Annotated in this window: 21 protein-coding genes; 14 read left to right on the top strand and 7 right to left on the bottom strand. The window is 66.8% G+C overall.

All coding sequences use genetic code 11. The features are described 5' to 3' along the window. From G1H11_RS06025 to G1H11_RS06010, 4 genes are all read left to right on the top strand, one after another. On the top strand, nt 1–278 hold a 278-nt coding region (locus tag G1H11_RS06025), incomplete at its 5' end, for an IS30 family transposase (RefSeq protein WP_163816971.1). 113 nt (nt 279–391) lie between these two features. Continuing rightward, complete coding sequence (locus G1H11_RS06020) at nt 392–2,059, top strand: DUF885 family protein (RefSeq protein WP_163816969.1); 1,668 nt, start codon at nt 392–394, stop codon at nt 2,057–2,059. An 11-nt stretch (nt 2,060–2,070) separates the two neighbouring features. Beyond that, a complete protein-coding gene (locus tag G1H11_RS06015) occupies nt 2,071–2,439 on the top strand; it encodes a hypothetical protein (RefSeq protein ID WP_163816967.1) in 369 nt (122 codons plus the stop codon). A gap of 27 nt (nt 2,440–2,466) precedes the next feature. After that, nucleotides 2,467–2,880, top strand: coding sequence for a hypothetical protein (locus G1H11_RS06010; RefSeq protein ID WP_174257385.1), 414 nt, complete (start codon nt 2,467–2,469; stop codon nt 2,878–2,880). A gap of 42 nt (nt 2,881–2,922) precedes the next feature. Here the strand turns inward: G1H11_RS06010 and G1H11_RS06005 are convergent, their stop codons facing one another. Continuing rightward, nucleotides 2,923–4,146 (bottom strand): MFS transporter, encoded by a 1,224-nt coding sequence (locus G1H11_RS06005; RefSeq protein WP_163816963.1) that lies wholly within the window; start codon nt 4,144–4,146, stop codon nt 2,923–2,925. A gap of 112 nt (nt 4,147–4,258) precedes the next feature. Between G1H11_RS06005 and G1H11_RS06000 the strand changes: the two genes are divergently transcribed. Further along, a complete protein-coding gene (locus G1H11_RS06000; RefSeq protein ID WP_216843488.1) occupies nt 4,259–5,323 on the top strand; it encodes a LacI family DNA-binding transcriptional regulator in 1,065 nt (354 codons plus the stop codon). Nucleotides 5,324–5,399: 76 nt separating this feature from the next. Further along, on the top strand, nt 5,400–6,302 hold the full coding sequence (locus G1H11_RS05995; RefSeq protein ID WP_216843487.1) for a Rossmann-like and DUF2520 domain-containing protein: 903 nt from the start codon (nt 5,400–5,402) through the stop codon (nt 6,300–6,302). A gap of 16 nt (nt 6,303–6,318) precedes the next feature. Here the strand turns inward: G1H11_RS05995 and G1H11_RS05990 are convergent, their stop codons facing one another. Genes G1H11_RS05990 through G1H11_RS05980 form a run of 3 tightly spaced genes read right to left on the bottom strand, consistent with a single transcriptional unit; the run spans nt 6,319 to nt 8,949 of the window. Further along, on the bottom strand, nt 6,319–7,332 hold the full coding sequence (locus G1H11_RS05990; protein WP_163816958.1) for an ABC transporter ATP-binding protein: 1,014 nt from the start codon (nt 7,330–7,332) through the stop codon (nt 6,319–6,321). A gap of 5 nt (nt 7,333–7,337) precedes the next feature. Beyond that, nucleotides 7,338–8,141, bottom strand: a complete 804-nt coding sequence (locus G1H11_RS05985; protein WP_216843486.1) for an ABC transporter permease — start codon at nt 8,139–8,141, stop codon at nt 7,338–7,340. Further along, nucleotides 8,134–8,949 carry an ABC transporter permease gene (locus G1H11_RS05980; protein WP_174257383.1) on the bottom strand — a complete coding sequence of 272 codons (816 nt, stop codon included), beginning with the start codon at nt 8,947–8,949 and terminating at the stop codon, nt 8,134–8,136. Before G1H11_RS05980 ends, G1H11_RS05985 begins: the two co-directional genes overlap by 8 nt. A gap of 136 nt (nt 8,950–9,085) precedes the next feature. On the opposite strand from G1H11_RS05980, the gene panC reads away from it, so the two are divergent. The 4 genes from panC (at nt 9,086) to G1H11_RS05960 (ending at nt 13,512) form a co-directional block, all read left to right on the top strand. Next, nucleotides 9,086–9,937: a pantoate--beta-alanine ligase gene (gene panC, locus G1H11_RS05975; protein WP_216843485.1), complete on the top strand. Its 852-nt coding sequence runs from the start codon at nt 9,086–9,088 to the stop codon at nt 9,935–9,937. A 171-nt stretch (nt 9,938–10,108) separates the two neighbouring features. Continuing rightward, a complete protein-coding gene (locus tag G1H11_RS05970) occupies nt 10,109–11,755 on the top strand; it encodes an L-aspartate oxidase (protein WP_163817128.1) in 1,647 nt (548 codons plus the stop codon). Further along, nucleotides 11,752–12,705, top strand: coding sequence for a carboxylating nicotinate-nucleotide diphosphorylase (gene nadC / locus G1H11_RS05965; RefSeq protein ID WP_163816952.1), 954 nt, complete (start codon nt 11,752–11,754; stop codon nt 12,703–12,705). The genes G1H11_RS05970 and nadC overlap by 4 nt, the downstream gene beginning before the upstream one ends. Before the next feature lie 27 nt (nt 12,706–12,732). Next, nucleotides 12,733–13,512: a type III pantothenate kinase gene (locus G1H11_RS05960; RefSeq protein ID WP_163816950.1), complete on the top strand. Its 780-nt coding sequence runs from the start codon at nt 12,733–12,735 to the stop codon at nt 13,510–13,512. 80 nt (nt 13,513–13,592) lie between these two features. Here G1H11_RS05960 and G1H11_RS05955 read toward each other — a convergent pair whose 3' ends face one another. Further along, entirely contained in the window at nt 13,593–14,498 is a 906-nt protein-coding gene (locus G1H11_RS05955) for an RNA polymerase sigma-70 factor (RefSeq protein WP_216843483.1), read from the bottom strand. A 125-nt stretch (nt 14,499–14,623) separates the two neighbouring features. Between G1H11_RS05955 and G1H11_RS05950 the strand changes: the two genes are divergently transcribed. Beyond that, on the top strand, nt 14,624–15,565 hold the full coding sequence (locus G1H11_RS05950) for an NAD-dependent epimerase/dehydratase family protein (protein WP_163816948.1): 942 nt from the start codon (nt 14,624–14,626) through the stop codon (nt 15,563–15,565). A gap of 11 nt (nt 15,566–15,576) precedes the next feature. Here G1H11_RS05950 and G1H11_RS05945 read toward each other — a convergent pair whose 3' ends face one another. After that, the gene (locus G1H11_RS05945; protein WP_163816947.1) at nt 15,577–15,909 is read right to left on the bottom strand and encodes an STAS domain-containing protein; all 333 of its coding nucleotides are present in this window, start codon (nt 15,907–15,909) and stop codon (nt 15,577–15,579) included. A gap of 507 nt (nt 15,910–16,416) precedes the next feature. On the opposite strand from G1H11_RS05945, the gene lysS reads away from it, so the two are divergent. The 3 genes from lysS (at nt 16,417) to G1H11_RS05930 (ending at nt 18,902) form a co-directional block, all read left to right on the top strand. Continuing rightward, a complete protein-coding gene (gene lysS, locus G1H11_RS05940; protein WP_163816945.1) occupies nt 16,417–17,916 on the top strand; it encodes a lysine--tRNA ligase in 1,500 nt (499 codons plus the stop codon). Further along, nucleotides 17,913–18,464, top strand: coding sequence for an amino-acid N-acetyltransferase (locus G1H11_RS05935; protein ID WP_163816943.1), 552 nt, complete (start codon nt 17,913–17,915; stop codon nt 18,462–18,464). The genes lysS and G1H11_RS05935 overlap by 4 nt, the downstream gene beginning before the upstream one ends. A gap of 105 nt (nt 18,465–18,569) precedes the next feature. Continuing rightward, nucleotides 18,570–18,902, top strand: a complete 333-nt coding sequence (locus tag G1H11_RS05930) for a histone-like nucleoid-structuring protein Lsr2 (RefSeq protein ID WP_163816941.1) — start codon at nt 18,570–18,572, stop codon at nt 18,900–18,902. 170 nt (nt 18,903–19,072) lie between these two features. Here G1H11_RS05930 and G1H11_RS05925 read toward each other — a convergent pair whose 3' ends face one another. Continuing rightward, nucleotides 19,073–19,924 carry a fumarylacetoacetate hydrolase family protein gene (locus G1H11_RS05925; protein ID WP_163816939.1) on the bottom strand — a complete coding sequence of 284 codons (852 nt, stop codon included), beginning with the start codon at nt 19,922–19,924 and terminating at the stop codon, nt 19,073–19,075. Nucleotides 19,925–19,985 lie beyond the last annotated feature (61 nt).

The raw sequence follows: 19,985 nt of genomic DNA, 5'->3' as shown, positions 1-19,985 counted from the left end.
ACGCCAAGATCAAAATAGCGACCGACATGGACATCTACTTCTGCGACCCGCACTCGCCCTGGCAACGCGGCACCAACGAAAACACCAACGGCCTACTGCGCCAATACTTCCCCAAGGGCACCGACCTATCCCTGCACGGCCCCGGCTACCTCGACTTCGTCGCCACCGAACTGAACAACCGACCCCGCAAAACCCTGAGCTGGAAAACCCCAGCCGAAGCACTCAACAAGCTACTCTCAGAACCATTCAATCCACCCGGTGTTGCACTCACCACTTGAATCCGCCATGGCTGCAGGCATGGTGAAGCACGAGAACGCATGGTTTACATGATCATTTGGGCGTTGGCGGACCCGCGTGGCTCCGGGCGCGGCGCGTCGGGGAGGATGGCGTCGTGTACGAGAACGGTTCGACGCCACGGCAGATCGCCGACCGCTACGTCGAGACCCTCGCGGATCTCAATCCGGTGGTCGGTACCGCGCTGGGGATCCGCCCCGGTAGTGACGCCATGCCCGATTTCTCTCCCGACGGGAGGGAAGCGCTGGCTGACGCTCAGCGAGCGGTGCTGACGGAGCTTGCGGTCGCCGAACGGGGCGACCTGCCGGTGGTGGAAAGACGCGCTGCGCGCCTGCTCCGAGAACGGCTGACGGCGACGCTGGCCGTGCACGACGCCGGCGAAGGTTTGCGTGAGGTCAACAACCTGTTCTCACCGGCGCATTCGATGCGTTCGGTGTTTCTTCTGATGCCTCAGGAGTCCGGCGACGACTGGGCGGTCATCGCCCGCAGGCTGGCGCGCATTCCGGAAGCGGTGCGAAGTTGCCGTGCCTCACTGGAGAAGGGCATGTCCGACGGCCTGCTGGCCCCGGCGAGACAGGCGGAGACCGTCGTCGCCCAGCTGACCACCTGGGTGCGCACGGCGTGGTATCGGGAGTTCGTCGCCGCTGGCCCGGATGCGTTGTGGACAGAGTTGACCGGGGCGGCGGACGTCGCCACGGCGGCCCTCGACGAGCTCCGCGGTTTCCTCTCCGACGTCTACGCGCCGGCCGCGCAGGAGGCCCCCGATGCGGTCGGGCGCGATCGATACGCGCGATGGGCGCGGTACTGGACGGGCGCGGATCTGGACCTTGATGACGCGTATGCGTACGGGTGGGCCGAGTATCACCGGCTGAGGGAGGAGATCGACAAGGCTGCCACGGCGATTCTTCCTGGGGCCTCGCCGATGCAGGTGATGCGCCACCTTCACGAGCACGGTGAGGCGATCCACGGCGAGGAGGAGATCAGGCGCTGGCTGCAGGACCTCATGGACCGAGCCATAGAGGACTTCGACGGCACGCACGTGGATCTGGCCGATCCGATCAAGAATGTCGAAGCCATGATCGCGCCACCCGGAAGTGCCGCCGCTCCCTACTACACCCGGCCCTCGCTGGACTTCTCCCGGCCCGGCCGGACATGGCTGCCGACCATGGGCAGGGACCGCTTCCCCACGTGGGACCTGGTCAGTACGTGGTACCACGAGGGCGTGCCGGGCCACCACCTGCAGCTGGCGCAGTGGGTCCACGTGCAGGACACCCTTTCGCGCTATCAGGTCAGCGTCGGGTCGGTCAGTGCCACCACCGAGGGCTGGGCGCTCTATGCGGAACGGCTCGTGGACGAGCTCGGCTACCTGACCGACCCCGCCTATCGCCTTGGGTACCTCGACGCGCAGATGCTCCGGGCGGTACGGGTGATCATCGACATCGGCATGCACGTGCGCCTGCCCATCCCGGCCGGCTCGCCGTTTCACCCGGGCGAAACCTGGACGCCGCATCTGGGGCGAGAGTTCCTGCGCCGCCACAATGGCCGGGACGAGGAGTTCATCGACTCGGAGATCATCCGCTACCTGGGCCTACCCGGCCAGGCGATCAGTTACAAGCTCGGCGAGCGGGCCTGGCTCGACGGCCGCGCCGCCGCCCGGGCTGCGCGTGGCGACGCCTTCGACCTCAAGGCGTGGCACATGGCGGCGCTTTCGCTCGGCTCGCTCGGTCTCGACGATCTCGCCGACGAACTCGCGAAGCTGCCCTAGCGGGGACACTCATGGTCGATCCTCTGGCATACGTGATTATCGCGGCGTCACTCGGTTACGCCGGGTGGGGCCTCGTCGCCGTGGTTCGCAACCAAAACCCACGTGAGTGGTTCGTGATCGGCGCCGCAGTCATCGAGCTGTTGCTGCTGGTGCAGGGAGTCGTCGCGGTGGTGATGATGGCGGTGGGCGACGGGCCTGGCGAAACTGCCCTTTTCGTCAGCTACCTGATCTTCGCGCTGCTCCTGCTGCCAATGACGCTCTTCTGGGCCCTTGCGGAGAAATCCCGGTGGGGCACCTCGGTGCTCGTCTTCGGCACCCTTGTTCTCGCCGCTCTGGTGGTACGTCTCCAGGAAATCTGGGAGGGAGTTCCCGGTGTGTGAGCGGCTGGCGGCATGGCGGGTGAGGCGATGAATGGACCAGTGGCCGGGGCGGGCAGCAGTGGCCCTGGGCGGCTGCTCGTCGCCGTCTACGCGGTCTTCGCCGTCGGCGCCACGTCTCGCGCCGCCTACCAGATCTCCACCAAGTTCGAGGTGGCGCCCGCGGCGTATCTCCTCTCAGCGCTGGCCGCCGTGGTCTACGTCGTGGCCACGATCGCTCTCGCGCGCCCAGGCGCGACGCCTCGCCGCGTGGCGCTGGGCGCCATCTCGCTGGAGATGGCAGGCGTCCTCGTCGTCGGCTCCTTGACGGCGTTCGATGCGGTCGACTTCCCGGCTGACACGGTGTGGTCGGACTACGGCCGCGGATACCTGTTCATCCCGCTCGTCCTGCCGGTGGTGGGCCTGGCCTGGTTGCGCCGCCGCGCGAAGGTCAGCTCTGGGTGAACGCCGGCGTGCCGGCGGCTGTGCTCCGCGGCGCGTGTGCTGTCACGAGTCGACGGCGGAGTCCATGGGCTCTTCCTTGCGGGAGGCCGAGGCGACGACGGCACCGAGAGCACCGGCCGCCACCACTACCAGCAGTGCCCGGAGTATGCCCTCATGGTCGCCGATCCAGCCCAGGAGGGGTGGGCCGGCGAGGAACGCGGTGTAACCGATCGACGCGACGACGCTCACCCGGGCAGCCGCGCGGCGCGGATCGTCCGCGCCGGCGCTCATGCCGACCGGGAATCCGAGCGCTGCGCCGAGTCCCCACAGGCTGATGCCGACGACCGCGACCGCCGGGTTGCCACCGAAGACGACCATCAGCGCACCGACAGCGGCGAGCGTACCGCTGATACGAACGACGAGCGGGCGTCCGTAGCGGTCGAGGAACCAGGAGCCACACAGCCGGCCCACCGTCATCGCGGTGACGAAGAGCGCGAAGGCCGCGGCGCCGACGGCGTTCTCGACCTCGTACCCGTCGACGATCCCTACCGCGAGCCAGTCATTGGCGATCCCCTCGATGAGTGCGAAGGACAGCACCATGACGCCGATCATCAGCGTCCGGGGCTCGCGCCAGGCGAGCAGCACGGAGAAGGAGGGGCGGCTGACACCGTCGTCGTCGACCTCGACCTGCCGTGGGAGGAAGTATCGGGTACTGACCATGGCGATACCGATGGCCACCACGCCGACGGTGACGAGGTGGGTGGCCACGGAGATCTCCAGCCAGGTGACAGCCGCGCCGATGCCTGCGCCGATGACCGTTCCGAGACTGAACGCGGCGTGGAAGCGGGGCATGACGGTGCGCCCGAGGAGCCGTTCGACGGCCGCGCCTTCGACGTTCATGGCGACGTCCCACGAACCGCTGCCGTAGCCGAGCGCAGCCAGCCCGAGCGCGGTGACCGCCACGCTGACCATGGGATCGGCGCCGATCGAGGCGAGGATCAAGCCACTGCCGGCGAGCGCCGATCCCAGGGCGACGGTCCGAGTGGCGCCGATCCTGCCGATGACGAGCCCGGCGGTGGGAAGAGCGATGACGGCGCCGATGGCGATCGCCAGTAAGAGGCGGCCCAGTTCGCCTGGCTCCAGGCCGAGCCCGTCGCGCACCTGCGGAACGCGTGCCATCCACGAGGCGAAAGCGAAGCCGTTGGCCGCGAAGACCATAGATACGGCGTTGCGGGCACGGAGGACGTGCGCTGCGGGTGGGACCAGAGGCGTGTCGGACCGGGCCATGTTCGCGGTTCCTTTGAACTGTTCCTGAAGGATCGAATCGATTCGATCGTATCGATTCGATATCATGCCATCGGTTGAGCGGTGAATGCAAGCCATCCGGGAGGTGACCACCGTGACCACGGGCAGGCCGACCCTCGCGGCGGTGGCGGCACGCGCCGGTGTCTCGCCGTCGACCGCATCCCTGGCCTTCAGCGGCGCCGGGCCCGTCGCGGCGGACACGCGCGAGCGGGTTCTGGCTGCGGCACGGGATCTCGGATACGCCGGTCCGGATCCCATGGCGCGGTCCCTCCGACAGGGTCGCTCTGGCATCGTCGCGGCGGTCATCGGCGAGCGGCTGCTCTACGCGTTCCGGGACCCCGTGGCGGTCGGCCTGCTCGACGGGATCGCCGAGGAGCTGAGTCCGCTCGACTCCGGGCTTCTGCTGATCTCGGGTGATGCGAGCCGCGCCGGGCCGACGCCCGAGCAGGTGGCCCGGATGCCGATGGACGTCGTCATCTTCGCCATGTGTGGACGCGACGACGACGCACTCCTGGATCACTTCGTCGAACGTGGCGTTCCCATCGTCGCCGTCGACGGCCCGCATCGCGACGATGTCGCCGTGCTCGACATCGATGATCGCGGGGAGGCTCGCTCGTTGGCGCAGCATCTTGCCCGACTCGGTCATGAACGGATCGGCGTGGTGGCATTGCCGATGCTCCTCGACGGCCGTCGAGGGCCGATGGACGACGCGCGCCGGGCCGAGATCGGCTTCTCCGACGTCCGTGAACGACTGCGCGGGACGGAGGACGTGTTCGGCCGGGTCCCGGTCATCGAGGCGGCCACCAACCTGATCGAGGAAGGCGAGCAGGCCGCGGAGCATCTGCTCGCCGCCGCCACCCCGCCCACGGCTATCGTCGCACAGAGCGACCTGCTGGCTGTCGGCGTCCTGCGGACGGCGGAGTCTCGCGGGCTACGCGTGCCGGAGGATCTGAGCATCGTGGGTTTCGATGGCATCGAGACGCCGTGGATCGGCGCCCATGTGCTGACGACGGTGGAACAGCCGATTGTGGACAAGGGCAGGACGGCCGGGCGGATGGTCGCGGAGTTCCTCGCCGGCAGCCGGCCGGCCGACGTCCGGCTGCCCACAACTCTCCGGGTGGGCTCGACGACAGCACCCCCGCCCCGCCCTTCTCCATGATCATTGACCATCCCCCGCCCTCTTGGTTCGGGCTACGGCCAATGATCATGGAGAGAGGGCCGGGTACCCTGGCGTGGTGAGCGAAGCGGGCGAATCGCGACCAGCCCGGCTCGACGTGGGCGTCGTGGGCACCGGCCGCGTGGGTGCGGTCCTCGGGGCGGCTCTGGCCGCGGCCGGCCACCGGATCGTCGCCGGCTATGGCGTGTCGGTCTCGAGCCGTCTACGGGCTGAGACGCTTCTTCCCGACGTGCCGCTGCTCACCGTTGCCGAGGTGCTCGAGAAGTCCAGCCTCGTCCTTCTGACCGTGCCCGACGACACACTCCCCGGCCTGGTCGACGGTCTGGTAGCCACGAATGCGATTCACGCCGGGCAGTTCGTGGTCCACACAAGTGGCCGGTTCGGAGTGTCGGTACTCGACCCGGTCGTCGGCCGCGGAGCCCTTCCGCTCGCCCTGCATCCGGCCATGACCTTCACCGGCACTTCCGTCGACCTGCATCGTCTCGCCGGCGCTACGTTCGGTGTGACGGCGGCTGAACCGCTGTGGCCGGTGGCTGAGGCTTTGGTGATCGAGATGGGCTCGGAGCCGGTCCGGGTCGACGAGGAGCGCCGCGCCCTCTACCACGCGGCGCTCTCCCATGGCGCCAACCATCTGATTACCCTGGTCAACGACGCGATGGACATGCTCCGGGCGGCCGGCGTCGAGCAGCCTGACCGCACTCTTGCGCCATTGCTGTCCGCGGCGCTGGACAACACGCTGCGCCAGGGCGACGACGCCCTGACCGGTCCGGTGTCTCGTGGCGACGCGGGGACGGTGGCCGATCACCTCGTGGAGATCGGGCGGGTCGCCCCGGAGGCCGTCGACGTCTACACCACACTGGCTCGCCGGACGGCGGCTCGGGCGCTGGCCTCGGGACAGCTGCGGGCTACTGACGCGGAGGCGCTGCTCGAGATCCTGGCCGCGCCGCCCGGCCCGTCCTAGCCCGCGCGGCCAGAGCTCACTGCCGGTAGGGCTCGGTGGAGAGGTAGAGGCGGCGGACCACGTCCTCGATGTCAGGTTCCTCGATGCTGAGATCGCGCACCTCACCCCTGGCGCTGACGCTGGCCAGCACGGCTCCGGCAGTCGTGTGTCCCGGGACGAACGACAGGCGCTGGCGCATGCCATCGGGTTCGCTGTGCACCAGGCGAGTGCCGGGGACGTCTTCAAGGGGCGGTGTCGGGGCAGCGAAATCGAGGACCATGACGCGTTCGGCGCCCACTCGATGCACCAGGCCAGGCAGGTCACCGTCGTAGATCATCTGGCCATGATCGACGACGACGAGCCGCTCGGTCAGGCGCTGGACGTCGTCCATGTCATGGGTGGTCAGCAGCAGGCTGGTTCCGTGCAGCGCGCGCTGCTCGGCCAGGAACACGCGCAGGCGCTCCTTGCTCAAGACATCCAAACCGATGGTCGGCTCGTCGAGAATCAGCAGCTCCGGTGAATGCAGCAGAGCAGCCGCGATCTCACCCCGGATGCGCTGGCCGAGCGAGAGCTGCCGGACGGGAGTGTCGACGAACGACGCGAGGTCGAGGCGGTCGATCAGCTCGTCCCGGCGCGCGACCCAGGAGTCACCGGGAAGCCGGTGGATGGCCGCGAGAGTCCGGTAGGACTCGCGCAGGGGCAGGTCCCACCACAACTGGGTGCGCTGGCCGAAGACGACGCCGATCCGGCGGGCAAGCCGTTTGCGCTGACGGACGGGGTCGAGCCCGCAGGTGACCACGGAACCGGACGACGGGACGAGAATGCCCGTGATCATCTTGATGGTGGTCGACTTCCCAGCCCCGTTGGCGCCGATGTAACCGATCGCGGCCCCTCGCTGCATGCTGAACGTGAGCGCATCGACCGCGTCGACGGTCTTCTTGGTCCGGCGTAGCCGGCCGCCGGGCGAGCGCACGGTGAACCGGCGGCTGAGACTGCGGACGTCGATGATTGCGTCGGTTGCCGAGTCCGCATGTGCGACGGCGATGGCCATAGACATCACGATCCCGCTCCTGTGTAGTGACGGATGCCGGCTCGCCAGCCGATCAGCGCGACTCCCCAGGTCACGACTGCCATCAGCGGGCCGCACCAGCCGAGCCAGGACGGCAGGCCGGGTGGTCCGGGAAGGTCCAGCAGGACCAGGGTCGGCAGGTATCCGACGAATGCCGCCGGGATGACGAAGGTGAACAGCACGCGGACCGGCAGCACGAAGATGCTGGCCGGATATTGCGAGGCGTACGAACCGCCATAGGTGAATGCGTTGGTGAACTCGCTGCCTTCGATGAGCCAGAACTGGACCGCAGCAGCGCAGACGAAGAGCGCGGCGAAGATGGAGACCCCGGCGGATATGGCCGTGACGAGGAGGCCGACCTTCGCTGGCGACCAGGCGATGTCGTTCAGCGGCAGCGCGATCGCCAGGACGACGACGGCCATGCCCGCGCGTCCCACCCGTCGCAGGGCGATATCGCTGGTGATCAGTTGCGTGAGCACGGGCAGTGGGCGAAGGAGGAACGCGTCCAGCGTGCCCGCGCGCAGGTACGTGGGCAACTGGTCCGCGTGGCCGACGACCATGTCCGCGAGACTGAAGCCGAGGTTGGCCAGCGCGAAGAGCAGAGCCGCGGCGGCGAAGTCCAGCCCACCGAGGAACTCGACCTTCGCGAAGATCACATAGATCTCCGCGAACTCGAACATCCCCACGGCGATGCTGCCGATGGCATCCATGGCGAACGAGCGTCGGTACGCCATCTGCGCGCGTAGCCGGGAACCGAGGAGCGCCCGGTACGGGCGTAGGGCTTCAGCCACCCTGGACCACCAGCTTCCGGGTGCCCGCGAGGAAGACCAGTTGGCCCACGGCGAGCATGGCGACGAGCCACACCGCCTGCGTTCCCATGATCGCCAGGGCATCGACGCCGTCGGCTCGGGCGGTTACGACGTCGATCGGTGCCTGGATCAGTGAAGGGCCGGGAGTCCATGCCGCGACGGTCGACAACCACCCTGGGAACCAGTGGACTGGGACCATCATTCCGCTCAAAACACTGGACACGGCCATGTAGAGCGTTCGGACACCGCGCAGGTCCAGAAGCCAGAACGCGGCGAGATTCACTAGCCACTGGCAGGCGAACGAAAGCATGACGGCCAGCCACACGCTTATCGCACCTAGAACGTAGGGCAACGGGGATGTGGGGAGGGTCAGTCCGGTCACGGCGGCGCCGACGAGGAGGGGTGGAGCCCCCCGTGGAATGAACGAGTAGGCGGCTCGGCCGAGGTCGGCGGCCAGGTAGGCGAGCTGTGGATCGACCGGCCGTGCCAGGTCGACCGCGACGTCGCCGGAGCGGATGCGTAGGGCGAGTTCCTGCCAGCCGAAGATGTTGACCGGTGCGATCAACGCCTGGACCAGCCACGCGTACGTGGCGCCCGTAGCCGCGTCGTACCCGGCCAGGCTGCCGCCCGCCGCGCCTATGGCACCGATGGTGATGTAGGCCTTGATCAAGCCGAACACGGAGTTGGTGAAAGCTCCGGCGGCGGTGGCCAATCGATAGGTGGACCACCTGCGAAAGCCCATCGCGACGTGGGCGCAGAAGAGTGCGATGAACGACGTGGCGTGGGACATCGGACCTGTCTCCTCAGGCTCGGCGGAAGATGAAGCTTTTCCGACGGCCCGTGTACCGGTCCGGTCGCGAAGGGCATGGGAGCTTAGCCGCGACTGGGTTCCACGTCAACTGAGGTCGTGTGAAAAGCTGAGCGTCGTGAGCGAACCTGCGGTGGTGAGAACTCGGGAAGACTTGTCGGACGCCCTGGCCGAAGCCGACACGGAGACCGCGGTGGTGATGACGCTCGGTGCCCTTCACGAGGGCCATGCAGCATTGATGCGAGCGGCCCGAGACCTGGTGGGCGACGACGGCCTGGTGATCGTCACCATCTTCGTGAATCCGCTGCAGTTCGGTCCTGGCGAAGACCTCGATCGCTATCCGCGGACGCTGGACGCCGATCTCAAGATGTGCGCCGCCGAGGGCGTGGATCTCGTGTTCGCACCTGACCTCGACGAGATGTATCCCAGCGGGGCCCCCATGGTCACCGTGGACCCGGGACGCCTCGGCCGCGAGCTGGAAGGTGCCGCCCGGCCGGACCATTTCGCCGGCGTGCTCACCGTCGTCGCCAAGCTCCTCAACCTGACGGTTCCCACCTTCGCGCTTTTCGGGGAGAAGGACTATCAGCAGCTCACCTTGGTCCGCCGGATGGTGACCGATCTTGAGCTCCCCTACGAGATCGTCGCCGTACCGACCGTGCGCGAGCCCGACGGCCTCGCACTCTCCAGCCGCAACCGATATCTCTCCGCGGACGAGCGTCCTCTTGCCCTGGCGTTATCGGCGGCACTCCGCGCTGGCCGCGATGCCGCAGCCAACGGTCGTGACGCCGTGCTCCGGGCGGCGCGGATCGTGCTGGACCGCACACCAGAGCTGGATGTGGATTACCTGGAGCTGCGCACCACCGACCTGGCTGAACAGGCCGAAACCGGTGAAGCGAGGTTGCTGATCGCTGCCCGGCTAGGGACGACCCGGCTGATCGACAATGTCTTGGCGGAGTTGCCGACGCATTGACGACAGCCCGATCTGACCTCCTTCGAACCGGGAACTCGTCGTCCCAGGCGCGGGTGATCGACTGATCCTGGTGCGTCCCAATTTGCCCATGGGAACGTGTTCGGCTGGCGGGATGCGTGAGCTTCGGCGGGGTGAGACGCCGTAGGCTTTGCGACCGTGACGGAAATCCGAATGCCCCGCCGGCTGCTCACCGAGCAGCCGGGCTGGGCGTCCACCGCGGATGTCGTCGTGGTCGGAAGCGGCATCGCCGGGCTCACCACGGCGCTGGAGGCGCGCAAGGCCGGCAGGGTCCTGCTCGTGACCAAGACCAGCTTGTCGGCCGGCTCCACCGCCTGGGCGCAAGGCGGCATCGCCGCGGCGCTCGGTCCGGAAGACAGTCCTGACCAGCACTTGCACGACACGCTCGTGGCCGGCGTCGGTCTGTGCGAGGAGGATGCGGTTCGGACGCTCGTCACCGAAGGCCCGCAGCGGGTCCGTGAACTGGCGGCGCTAGGCACTGAGTTCGCGCGTGCTCACGACGGGACCATCGCGCTCACCAGGGAGGGCGGCCACCGGCGGGATCGGATCGCCCACGCCGGGGGCGATGCCACCGGCAAGGAGATCTCCAGGGCACTCATCCAGGCGCTTCGCGCGGTGGAGGAGGACCCTGGCATCCAGGTCATCGAACATGCGCTGGTCACTGACATCCTGACCGACGCGGCTGGGCGAGCATGCGGCGTGGCGTTGCATGTCATCGGCGAAGGCCGCATCGACGGCGTCGGCGCCGCGCTCGGCCGCGCCGTGGTTCTCGCCACCGGTGGGTTCGGCCAGGTATACGCGTCGACCACGAATCCGCCGGTGTCCACCGGCGACGGCGTGGCCGCGGCTCTGCGCGCCGGAGCCGAGATCGTGGATCTCGAGTTCGTCCAGTTCCATCCCACTGTGCTGTGGCTCGGCAGATCAGCCACTGGGCAGCAGCCGCTGATCTCCGAAGCAGTGCGCGGGGAAGGTGCTCACCTGCGCGACGTCGAGGGCAGGCGGTTCATGGTGGGCCGGCACGAGCTGGCGGAGCTGGCTCCGCGCGACGTCGTCGCCAAAGGCGTGGTGACAGCGATGGCCGAGACCGGCGCGGAACACGTGTGGCTGGATGCCAGACACCTGGGCGCCCAGTTCCTGGAGGACCGCTTCCCCACGATCGTGGCCCGCTGTCGCTCGTACGGAATCGACCCGGTCACCGATCTGGTGCCCGTCGCCCCTGCACAGCACTATGCCAGCGGTGGAATCCGGACCGACCTGCGCGGCAGGACCACGGTTCCCGGCCTGTACGCATGTGGCGAGGTTTCCTGGACCGGGGTGCATGGTGCCAACAGGCTGGCGTCGAACTCGTTGCTGGAGGGCCTGGTGTGGGGCCATCGGATCGCCGTCGACCTCGCCGAGAATCTGGCCCGTGTGGCAGCGGCCGAGCCGGTGGATCGAGACGGCGATGCCGTACTGCTCGCCGCTGATGCCCGCCCGTTCATCCAGTCCGCGATGACTGTCGGCGCAGGGGTGATCAGATCCGCGTCGTCGCTGGAGACTCTGCAGGCCCGGCTGGCTCACCTGGGCGACGAGCGACGCGCATCGGTCCCCACTCCACGAGCGTGGGAGACCACGAATCTGCATGCCGTCGCGGCCACTCTCGGCCGTCATGCGGCGCTGCGGGTGGAGACCCGGGGCGGTCACTGGAGGGAAGATTTTCCGGAGCGGGACGATGGGCGCTGGCGCGGCCACTTGGTCAGCGCTCTGGATCCTGATGGTGTTCTGGTAACAACGTTTCAGCCGATGAGGGAGAAATCATGAGTCTGGCCGAGCCGATAACGAGCGCGTTGCGTGACGTTGGTCTCGACCCGCTCTATGTGGAGGACTTGGTACGGGCGACCATCGAGGAAGACCTTGATGGCGGCATCGACGTCACCACGGAGGCGACGGTGTCCGAGGAACAACGGGCTCGAGCCACGATCGCGGCCAGGGAGGCAGGCGTCGTCGCTGGCATTCCAGTGATGGAGGCGGTCTTCGGGGCTGCTGTGGACGACGTCGTCCTTGAACGCAGAGTGGCCGACGGAAGCTGGGTCGAGCCGGGCACACCGTTGCTGGCCGTCACCGGCCCTACCCGCCAGATCCTCTTGGCGGAGCGCACGGCACTCAACCTTGGATCGAGACTGTCCGGCATCGCCAGCGCGACCCGCGCCTGGGCCGACGCCCTGGCCGGCACCAACGCCGTGGTGCGGGATACCCGCAAGACGACACCCCTGTTGCGTCCCCTGGAGAAGTACGCGGTTCGGGTGGGTGGTGGCGAGAACCACCGCTCGTCGTTGTCCGAATCCGCACTGATCAAGGACAATCACATCGCCGCCGCCGGCAGCATCACGGCCGCGTTCGAGGCCGTCCGCCAGCACGCCCCGGGCATTCCGGTGGAGGTCGAGGTCGACGACGTTCACGGTGCGGTTGAAGCGGTACGGGCGGGAGCCGAACTCGTCCTGCTCGACAACTTCACCGTCGAGCAGGTCCGGGAGGCGGTCAACGCGGTTGGAAGACATGCCCGGCTGGAGGTCAGCGGCGGGCTCACCCTGGACAGGGCCGCGGACTACGGCGCGACTGGCGTCCAATACCTGTCCGTGGGTGCGTTGACCCATTCGGTGGCTGGACTCGATCTCGGTCTGGACATCGAGTCCGTCGCCTCGCCGGGCATGAACGACGCAGACATGGGCCGTTCGTTTGCCGACACGGCCGACCAGCCGTACGTCCGATAGATTTCGCGCGCCCACCTGGAGACGCTCGTGCTACTCGCCATCGACGTCGGCAACACCGACACGGAGATCGGCTTGCTCGACGGCGAGGAGGTCGTCCACCATTGGCGGATCTCCACTGTGGCGAACCGCACCGCCGACGAGTTGATGGCACTGTTACGGGGACTCTTCGCGGGCGGGCATGACGATGCGGTCCAGGGTGTGGTGGTGTGCTCCACCGTGCCGGCCGTGCTCAGGACAGTGCGGGAACTGGTCGGGCGGTACTACGCGGACGCGCGATCGGTCTTCGTCGAGCCCGGTACCCGCACCGGCCTTCCGGTGCTGACGGACAATCCCCGTGAGGTCGGAACCGACCGGGTGGTCAACGCCCTCGCGGCGTTGCGGATGTTCGGGGGCCCCTGCATCGTCGTCGATCTCGGCACGGCCACCACGTTCGACGTCGTCTCCGCACGGGGCGAGTACTTGGGCGGTGCGATCGCGCCCGGGATCGAAGTCTCCCTCGACGCTCTCGGCCAGGCCGGGGCACAGCTTCGTCGCGTCGAATTGGTACGCCCGCGTTCGGTGATCGCGAAGAACACCGTGGAAGCGCTGCAGTCGGGAGTCCTGTATGGGTTCAGCGGCCAGGTGGACGGGATGGTCGCCAGGATGGCCGCGGAACTGGATGTCCCGGTGAGCGAGCTGAGCGTCATCGCCACCGGGAGCCTCGCCCCGGTGGTGCTGGGCGAAGCCATGACCATCACTCACCACGAGCCACGGTTGACCCTGATCGGTCTCGGCCTCGTCTTCGACCGGAACGCCTCCGCCAAATGACCATGTAAACCATGTTTTCTCGTGCTTCACCATGCCTGCAGCCATGGGGAAGCACGAGAAAACATGGTTTACATGATCATTTAGGTGCGGCCGAGGAGGGCGTTGAGATCGCCCGTGGTGCCGAGGTGACCCAGCTTGTCCGGGTTGAGCTGATTGTGAAGCGCACGGATCCGGCCATCGCCGATCTCTATGGTCATCACGGCGAGCACAGCGCCTTCCGCGCTGACTACCCGCCACGCCGGCAAGCCGTTGGCCTCCACCAGCTCGGTGCGCATGTTCAGCCGCGTCGCCTGCTTTGCCAGGCCCATGACGAAACGCATGACCTGAACCGCGCCGCTGATCGGCTTCTGGATAGCGGGTGCGCGTCCGCCGCCATCGGCCACGAAGACGACGTCGTCGGCGAGCAGACGCTTCAACGCTTCGATATTGCCGTCATGCGCGGCAGCGAGGAAACGCTGGGAAAGCTCGGCGTGGCGCTCCCGGTCGGCGTCGAACCGGGCCCGGCCCGCGTCGATCGCACGTTTGGCCCGAGCCATGATCTGACGGCAGTTCGCCTCGCTCTTCTCCACTACGGCAGCGATCTCGTCGTAGCCATAGCCGAAGACCTCGCGCAGCAGGAACACGGCGCGCTCGACCGGTGACAAGCGCTCCAGCAGTACCAGAAACGCCGTCGACACCGACTCGTCGGTCTCGACCTGACGTGCCGGGTCGGCGTCGTCGGAAGCCACCAAAGGCTCCGGGAGCCAGGGCCCCACGTACTGCTCACGCCGTACTCGCGCTGAGCGCAGCGCGTCAATCGCCAGCCTGGTCGTCACCGTGGTGGCGAACGCGTCCGGCGAGTCGATTGCCGTGCCCTCCAGCTGGCTTTTGTGCATGCGCAGGAAAGCGTCCTGAACGACATCCTCAGCCTCGACCACGCTGCCGAGCATGCGGTACGCGATGGAGAACATCAGCGGCCGGAGTTCGTCGTGCTGCAGAACGGTCACGACTCGATACAACCACGTTCACCGCCGGGCAGCACAGAGCCGGTGTGACGCGGCCGACATTCGCGAACCTGTCACAGCGGAGGTGCCTGTCTCGTCGTCGGGGCAAAGAGAGAAAGGAAAAGGCCATGAAGATCTACCTCGCCGGTGCCACCGGCGCACTCGGGACCCGCCTGTTGCCGCTGCTGACCGGCGCCGGCCACGACGTGGTTGCCACCACCCGCTCTGCCGGAAAAGCCGCGCAGCTCACTGCGGCGGGTGCCACGCCCGCCGTCGTCGACGCGCTGGACGCCGACGCTGTGATGGACTCCGTTGCCGAGGCGAGGCCCGATGTGGTGATCCACCAGCTGACCTCGCTGTCCGGAACGTTGAACCTGAAGAAGTTCGACGAGTACTTCGCCGCCACGAACGCGCTACGGAGCCGCGGCACCGAGAATCTGCTCATGGCGGCCCGCGCGGCCGGCACCAAGCGCGTCCTGGTACAGAGTTACGCCGGCTGGCCGAACGATCGCACGGGCTCGGCCGTGAAGACTGAAGACGACCCGCTCGATCCCACTCCAGCGAGTGCGGCCCGGCAGACTCACGCCGCGATCAGTGCTCTGGAATCCATGGTCACCGGTGCGCATGACCTGGAGGGCCTGGTCCTTCGCTACGGGGCCTTCTATGGGCCGGGCACAGGATGGAGCGCGGACGGCGACACCGCGGCGATGGTTCGCAAGCGCAAGTTCCCGATCGTCGGCGGAGGCACTGGAATATGGTCGTTCGTGCACATCGACGATGCCGCCGCGGCCACCGCAGCAGCCGTCGAGCGCGGCGCGCCCGGCATTTACAACATCGTCGACGACGACCCCGCGCCGGTGTCGGCATGGCTGCCTTACCTCGCCGAGGCCCTGGGTGGCAAACCCCCGAGGCGACTGCCGGTATGGCTGGCCAAGCCCATGATCGGCGACCAGGGCATCGCCATGATGACGTCGACTCGCGGCTCATCCAACGCCAAAGCACGTCGAGAACTGGCCTGGACGCCGACTTATCCGTCCTGGCGGAAGGGGTTTCGTGCCCTGAACGGCTGAGCCGCCGTGTGTCAGGAACCGGGCGGCGGGCTGTGCTCCACGAACTCCCAGCCCGCCGCCTCGACGGCGCGATGGGCAGGTCCGCTCATCGCAGCGAACGCCACCGCGAACCCTGAGTTCTGCCCCTTCTCGGTCAAATCCCGGAGAAAGGCCAGACCCGGCTCGCCGAGATTGCTGACTTCCTGCATATTGACGACGACGACGCTGAGACCGCCGATGCGCTCCAGCGTCGCCACCTCATCGACCGCCTCCCCGAACGTCTCGGCAGGTACGTCGTCAACGTCGCCCGACAAGAAGACGACGATCTCCTGACCGCCACGGTCGACGACCTCGACTGTGCCCATCGACCTCACCTCCTCCCACCAGAGTGACAGGTCGGCGAGTACCGGACAACGCAATCGCGAGCATCCCTCCTTCGTCGGGCCAACCGCTCCGCTCACTTGCCTCGTCACCGCTCCGGTCGCCTGGTCGCGTTCCTCGGCTCGTTCGCTTCGCGGGCGGACCCTCCTTCGTCGGGCCAACCGCTCCGCTCACTTGCCTCGTCACCGCTCCGGTCGCCTGGTCGCGTTCCTCGGCTCGTTCGCTTCGCGGGCGGACCCTCCTTCGTCGGGCCAACCGCTCCGCTCACTTGCCTCGTCACCGCTCCGGTCGCCTGGTCGCGTTCCTCGGCTCGTTCGCTTCGCGGGCGGACCCTCCTTCGTCGGGCCAACCGCTCCGCTCACTTGCCTCGTCACCGCTCCGGTCGCCTGGTCGCGTTCCTCGGCTCGTTCGCTTCGCGGGCGGACCCTCCTTCGTCGGGCCAACCGCTCCGCTCACTTGCCTCGTCACCGCTCCGGATAAGCTGGTGACCCATGAGTGAGACGCCGCCCCCGGCCATGGACGAGGACCTTCCGGAGCAGATGCGGATCCGCCGTCAGAAGCGGGCAGAGCTGCTTGAGGCAGGCGTCGAACCGTATCCCCTGGGATTTCACCGGACCCACACCCTGGCTCAGATTCGTGAGATGTACGCCGGCCTGGAACCGGGCGCCGAGACCGGTGACCGGGTCTCTGTCTCCGGCCGGGTGATCTTCCTGCGCAACACGGGGAAGCTGTGTTTCGCACGGCTTCGTGCAGGCGACGGTACCGAGCTACAGGCGATGCTCTCACTCGGGAATGTAGGCGAAGACCGCCTTGCCGCCTGGAAACACCTCGTCGATATCGGAGACCACGTCGGCCTCGACGGCGAAGTGATAGCGAGCAAGCGCGGTGAGTTGTCCGTGATGGCGGACACATGGACGATCGTGTCGAAGGCGCTGCGCCCACTTCCTGTCGCGCACAAGTCCCTGAACGAAGAGACACGAATCCGGCAGCGTTACGCCGACCTCATTGTCAATGACGACGCCCGCCAGATGGTGCGAACCCGCGCCACGATCGTTCGCTCCCTACGGGAAACGTTGCACAGACACGAATTTATCGAAATTGAAACTCCTGTTTTGCAGACAATTCACGGCGGTGCCGCGGCTCGCCCCTTCGAAACCCACCTGAATGCCTTCGACCTGCCCATGACACTGCGAATCGCGCTGGAGCTCTATCTCAAGCGTGCCATCGTCGGGGGCGTCGACAAGGTTTACGAGATCGGGCGCATATTCCGGAACGAAGGTGTTGATTCCACCCATAGTCCTGAGTTCACCATGCTCGAAGCCTACGAGGCTTTCGGCGACTACGACACCATGGCCACGCTCACCCGTGAATTCGTTCTCGACGCGGCCAATGCGATGGGCCGCACGGTCGTTCCCGACGGTCACGGTGGAGAGATCGACTTGGCGGCACCGTGGACTCGCATAACGCTGCATGACGCGGTATCGGGTGCCGTCGGTGAAGAGATAACGATTGATACGTCAACAAATCGCCTGCGCGAATTGGCCGCGAAGCACGACGTGGCGCTGCAGCCCGATTGGAGTCACGGCGAGATCGTCTTGGAGCTCTTTGAAAAGCTGGTCGAGCACACGCTGATGGAGCCCACCTTCGTGTGCGACTACCCGGAATCGGTGCGGCCGCTCGCCCGGGCTCACCGTGATGAGCCCAGGCTCGTCGAGGCCTGGGACCTGATCGTTGGTGGCGTGGAGATCGGCGTAGCATATTCCGAGCTGGTCGACCCGGTCATCCAGCGTGAGCGGCTGGAGGCGCAGTCCCTCCTGGCCGCTGCCGGTGATCCGGAAGCCATGCAGGTCGACGAGGACTTTCTCCGGGCGCTCGAGTACGGCATGCCGCCGACCGGTGGCATGGGGATGGGGATCGACCGGCTCGTCATGCTCCTCACCGGTACCGGGATCAGGGAGACGATCCTGTTTCCGGTGGTGAAGCCCGAGTGACGAGTCTGGAACCGCGGACACCGAGTGGACGAGAGTCCGGCGACTATTTCGTGCGGCGGGCACGGACCGCCGATGTCGCGGCTATTCGCCGGCTTCTCGACGGCTATGCGCGTGATCGAATTCTCCTGTCCAAGGAAACAGTCACGCTCTATGAGGACATCCAGGAGTTCTGGGTCGCGCAGGCTTCGGGTAGCGGTGATGTCATCGGATGTGGCGCCCTGCATGTCATGTGGGAAGACCTCGCCGAGGTCCGGACCCTCGCCACTTCTCCCGAGTGGCGAGGACTGGGCGTAGGGCACGCGCTTTTGACCCGTTTGCTGAAAGCAGCTAAAGAACTCGGCGTCGCGCGTGTGTTCTGCCTCACGTTTGAGGTGCGATTTTTTGAGCGGCACGGGTTTGAGCGGGTCGATGGTACCCCTGTGCCACCGGACGTGTACGCACAGTTACTTCGATCCTACGATGAGGGCGTCGCCGAGTTCCTTGACTTGGATCGAGTCAAACCGAACACTCTGGGTAACGTGCGGATGATCCGCCGTATTGATGGATGACCTTCAATCAACATGTGAAGCAGATTGCAGTTTTGCCTGACGTGGCGTATTAATAGACACTTAGACTGCATCCAACAGCTCACTTTGAAACGAAGGGGACCAATCATGGCGCAGAAGGTTCAGGTCATTCTCCTGGACGACCTGGATGGCGGGGAGGCTGACGAGACCGTCAGCTTCGGTCTCGATGGCAACACATACGAGATTGATCTGTCGAAGAAGAACGCGGCGAAGTTGCGGGAGACACTGACGCCCTTTGTCGAATCCGCCCGTAAGGCCGGTAACCGGCGGGTGCGTGGTCGTGGCCGGGCACCCGCCAGCGGCCGCAACAGCACCGACACGTCGGCCGTGCGTGAGTGGGCGCGCGAGCAGGGACTCAAGGTTTCTGATCGCGGTCGCATTCCCGCGGACATCCTGGAGAAGTACGAAGCCAGTCGCTAAGGCCGCGGCTGGATGATCTTCGGCGGGCAGCCTGCTAAGGCAGGATGGGCCGCCGGTATTCAGAGCCTGTTCCTGAGTTTCCGGCGCGTGTGAGCGCGTCGTCGGTCCGGATCGCATCCGGCACGATACTCGGGAACAGGCTCTGTGTATTTCTCAGCGGAGATGCTGAATCATGCCTGGACGAATACCTGGCGCTGGCGGCCCAGCCCGTCGATCTCGAGCTCGACGACGTCTCCGGGCTTCAGGTAGGGCTGGCCGGCCATGCCCAGGGCCACGCCCGCGGGGGTGCCGGTATTGATGAGGTCGCCCGGCTCGAGGACCATGAACTGGCTGAGGTACCAGACGACGTGGCCGATGCCGAAGATCAGGTTCTTCGTGTTCCCGTCCTGCCGCAACTCACCGTTGACCCACAGCTGGAGACCGAGGTTGCCAGGGTCGTCGACGGTGTCAGCGGGCACCAGCCACGGGCCGAGCGGGTTGAAGGTCTCGCACGATTTACCCTTGTCCCACTGGCCTCCTCGTTCGAGCTGGAACTCCCGCTCGGAGACGTCATGGGAGACCGTGTAGCCGGCGATGACGTCGAGGGCCGTTTCGGGCGAGTCGAGATAGCGCCCGGTTTGGCCGATCACGATGCCGAGTTCCACCTCCCAGTCCGTCTTGCTGCTCCCGCGCGGAATCAGGACGTCGTCGTAGGGACCGACAACCGTGTAGGGCGCCTTCATGAAGATGACGGGCTCGGTGGGGACGTCCAGTCCGCTCTCCGCAGCGTGGTCGCTGTAGTTCAATCCGATGCACACCACTTTTCCCGGCCGCGCTATCGGCGCCCCGACGCGCTGGCCCTCCGTGTTCAACGCCGGCAGCTCACCGGCCTCGGCGGCGGCACGTGCGCGGCGGATTCCGTCCTGAGCGAGAAACGTCCCGTCGATGTCCGGAGTGATGGTGCTGAGATCGAAGACGGCGTCGTCGCCGGCCCGTATCGCGGGACGCTCGGCCCCGGCTTCGCCAATTCGCAGCAACTGCATTCGCAACTCTCCTGTTGTGAAGAAGGGGTCTCGGTTTATGAGCTTGCCTTTTTGTCGAGCA

The sequence above is a fragment of the Phytoactinopolyspora alkaliphila genome, from assembly GCF_010550695.1.
Lineage (GTDB): Bacteria > Actinomycetota > Actinomycetes > Jiangellales > Jiangellaceae > Phytoactinopolyspora > Phytoactinopolyspora alkaliphila.
The sequence above is the reverse complement of the archived record's forward strand: the minus strand, read 5'-3'. Positions and strand labels throughout refer to the sequence as shown.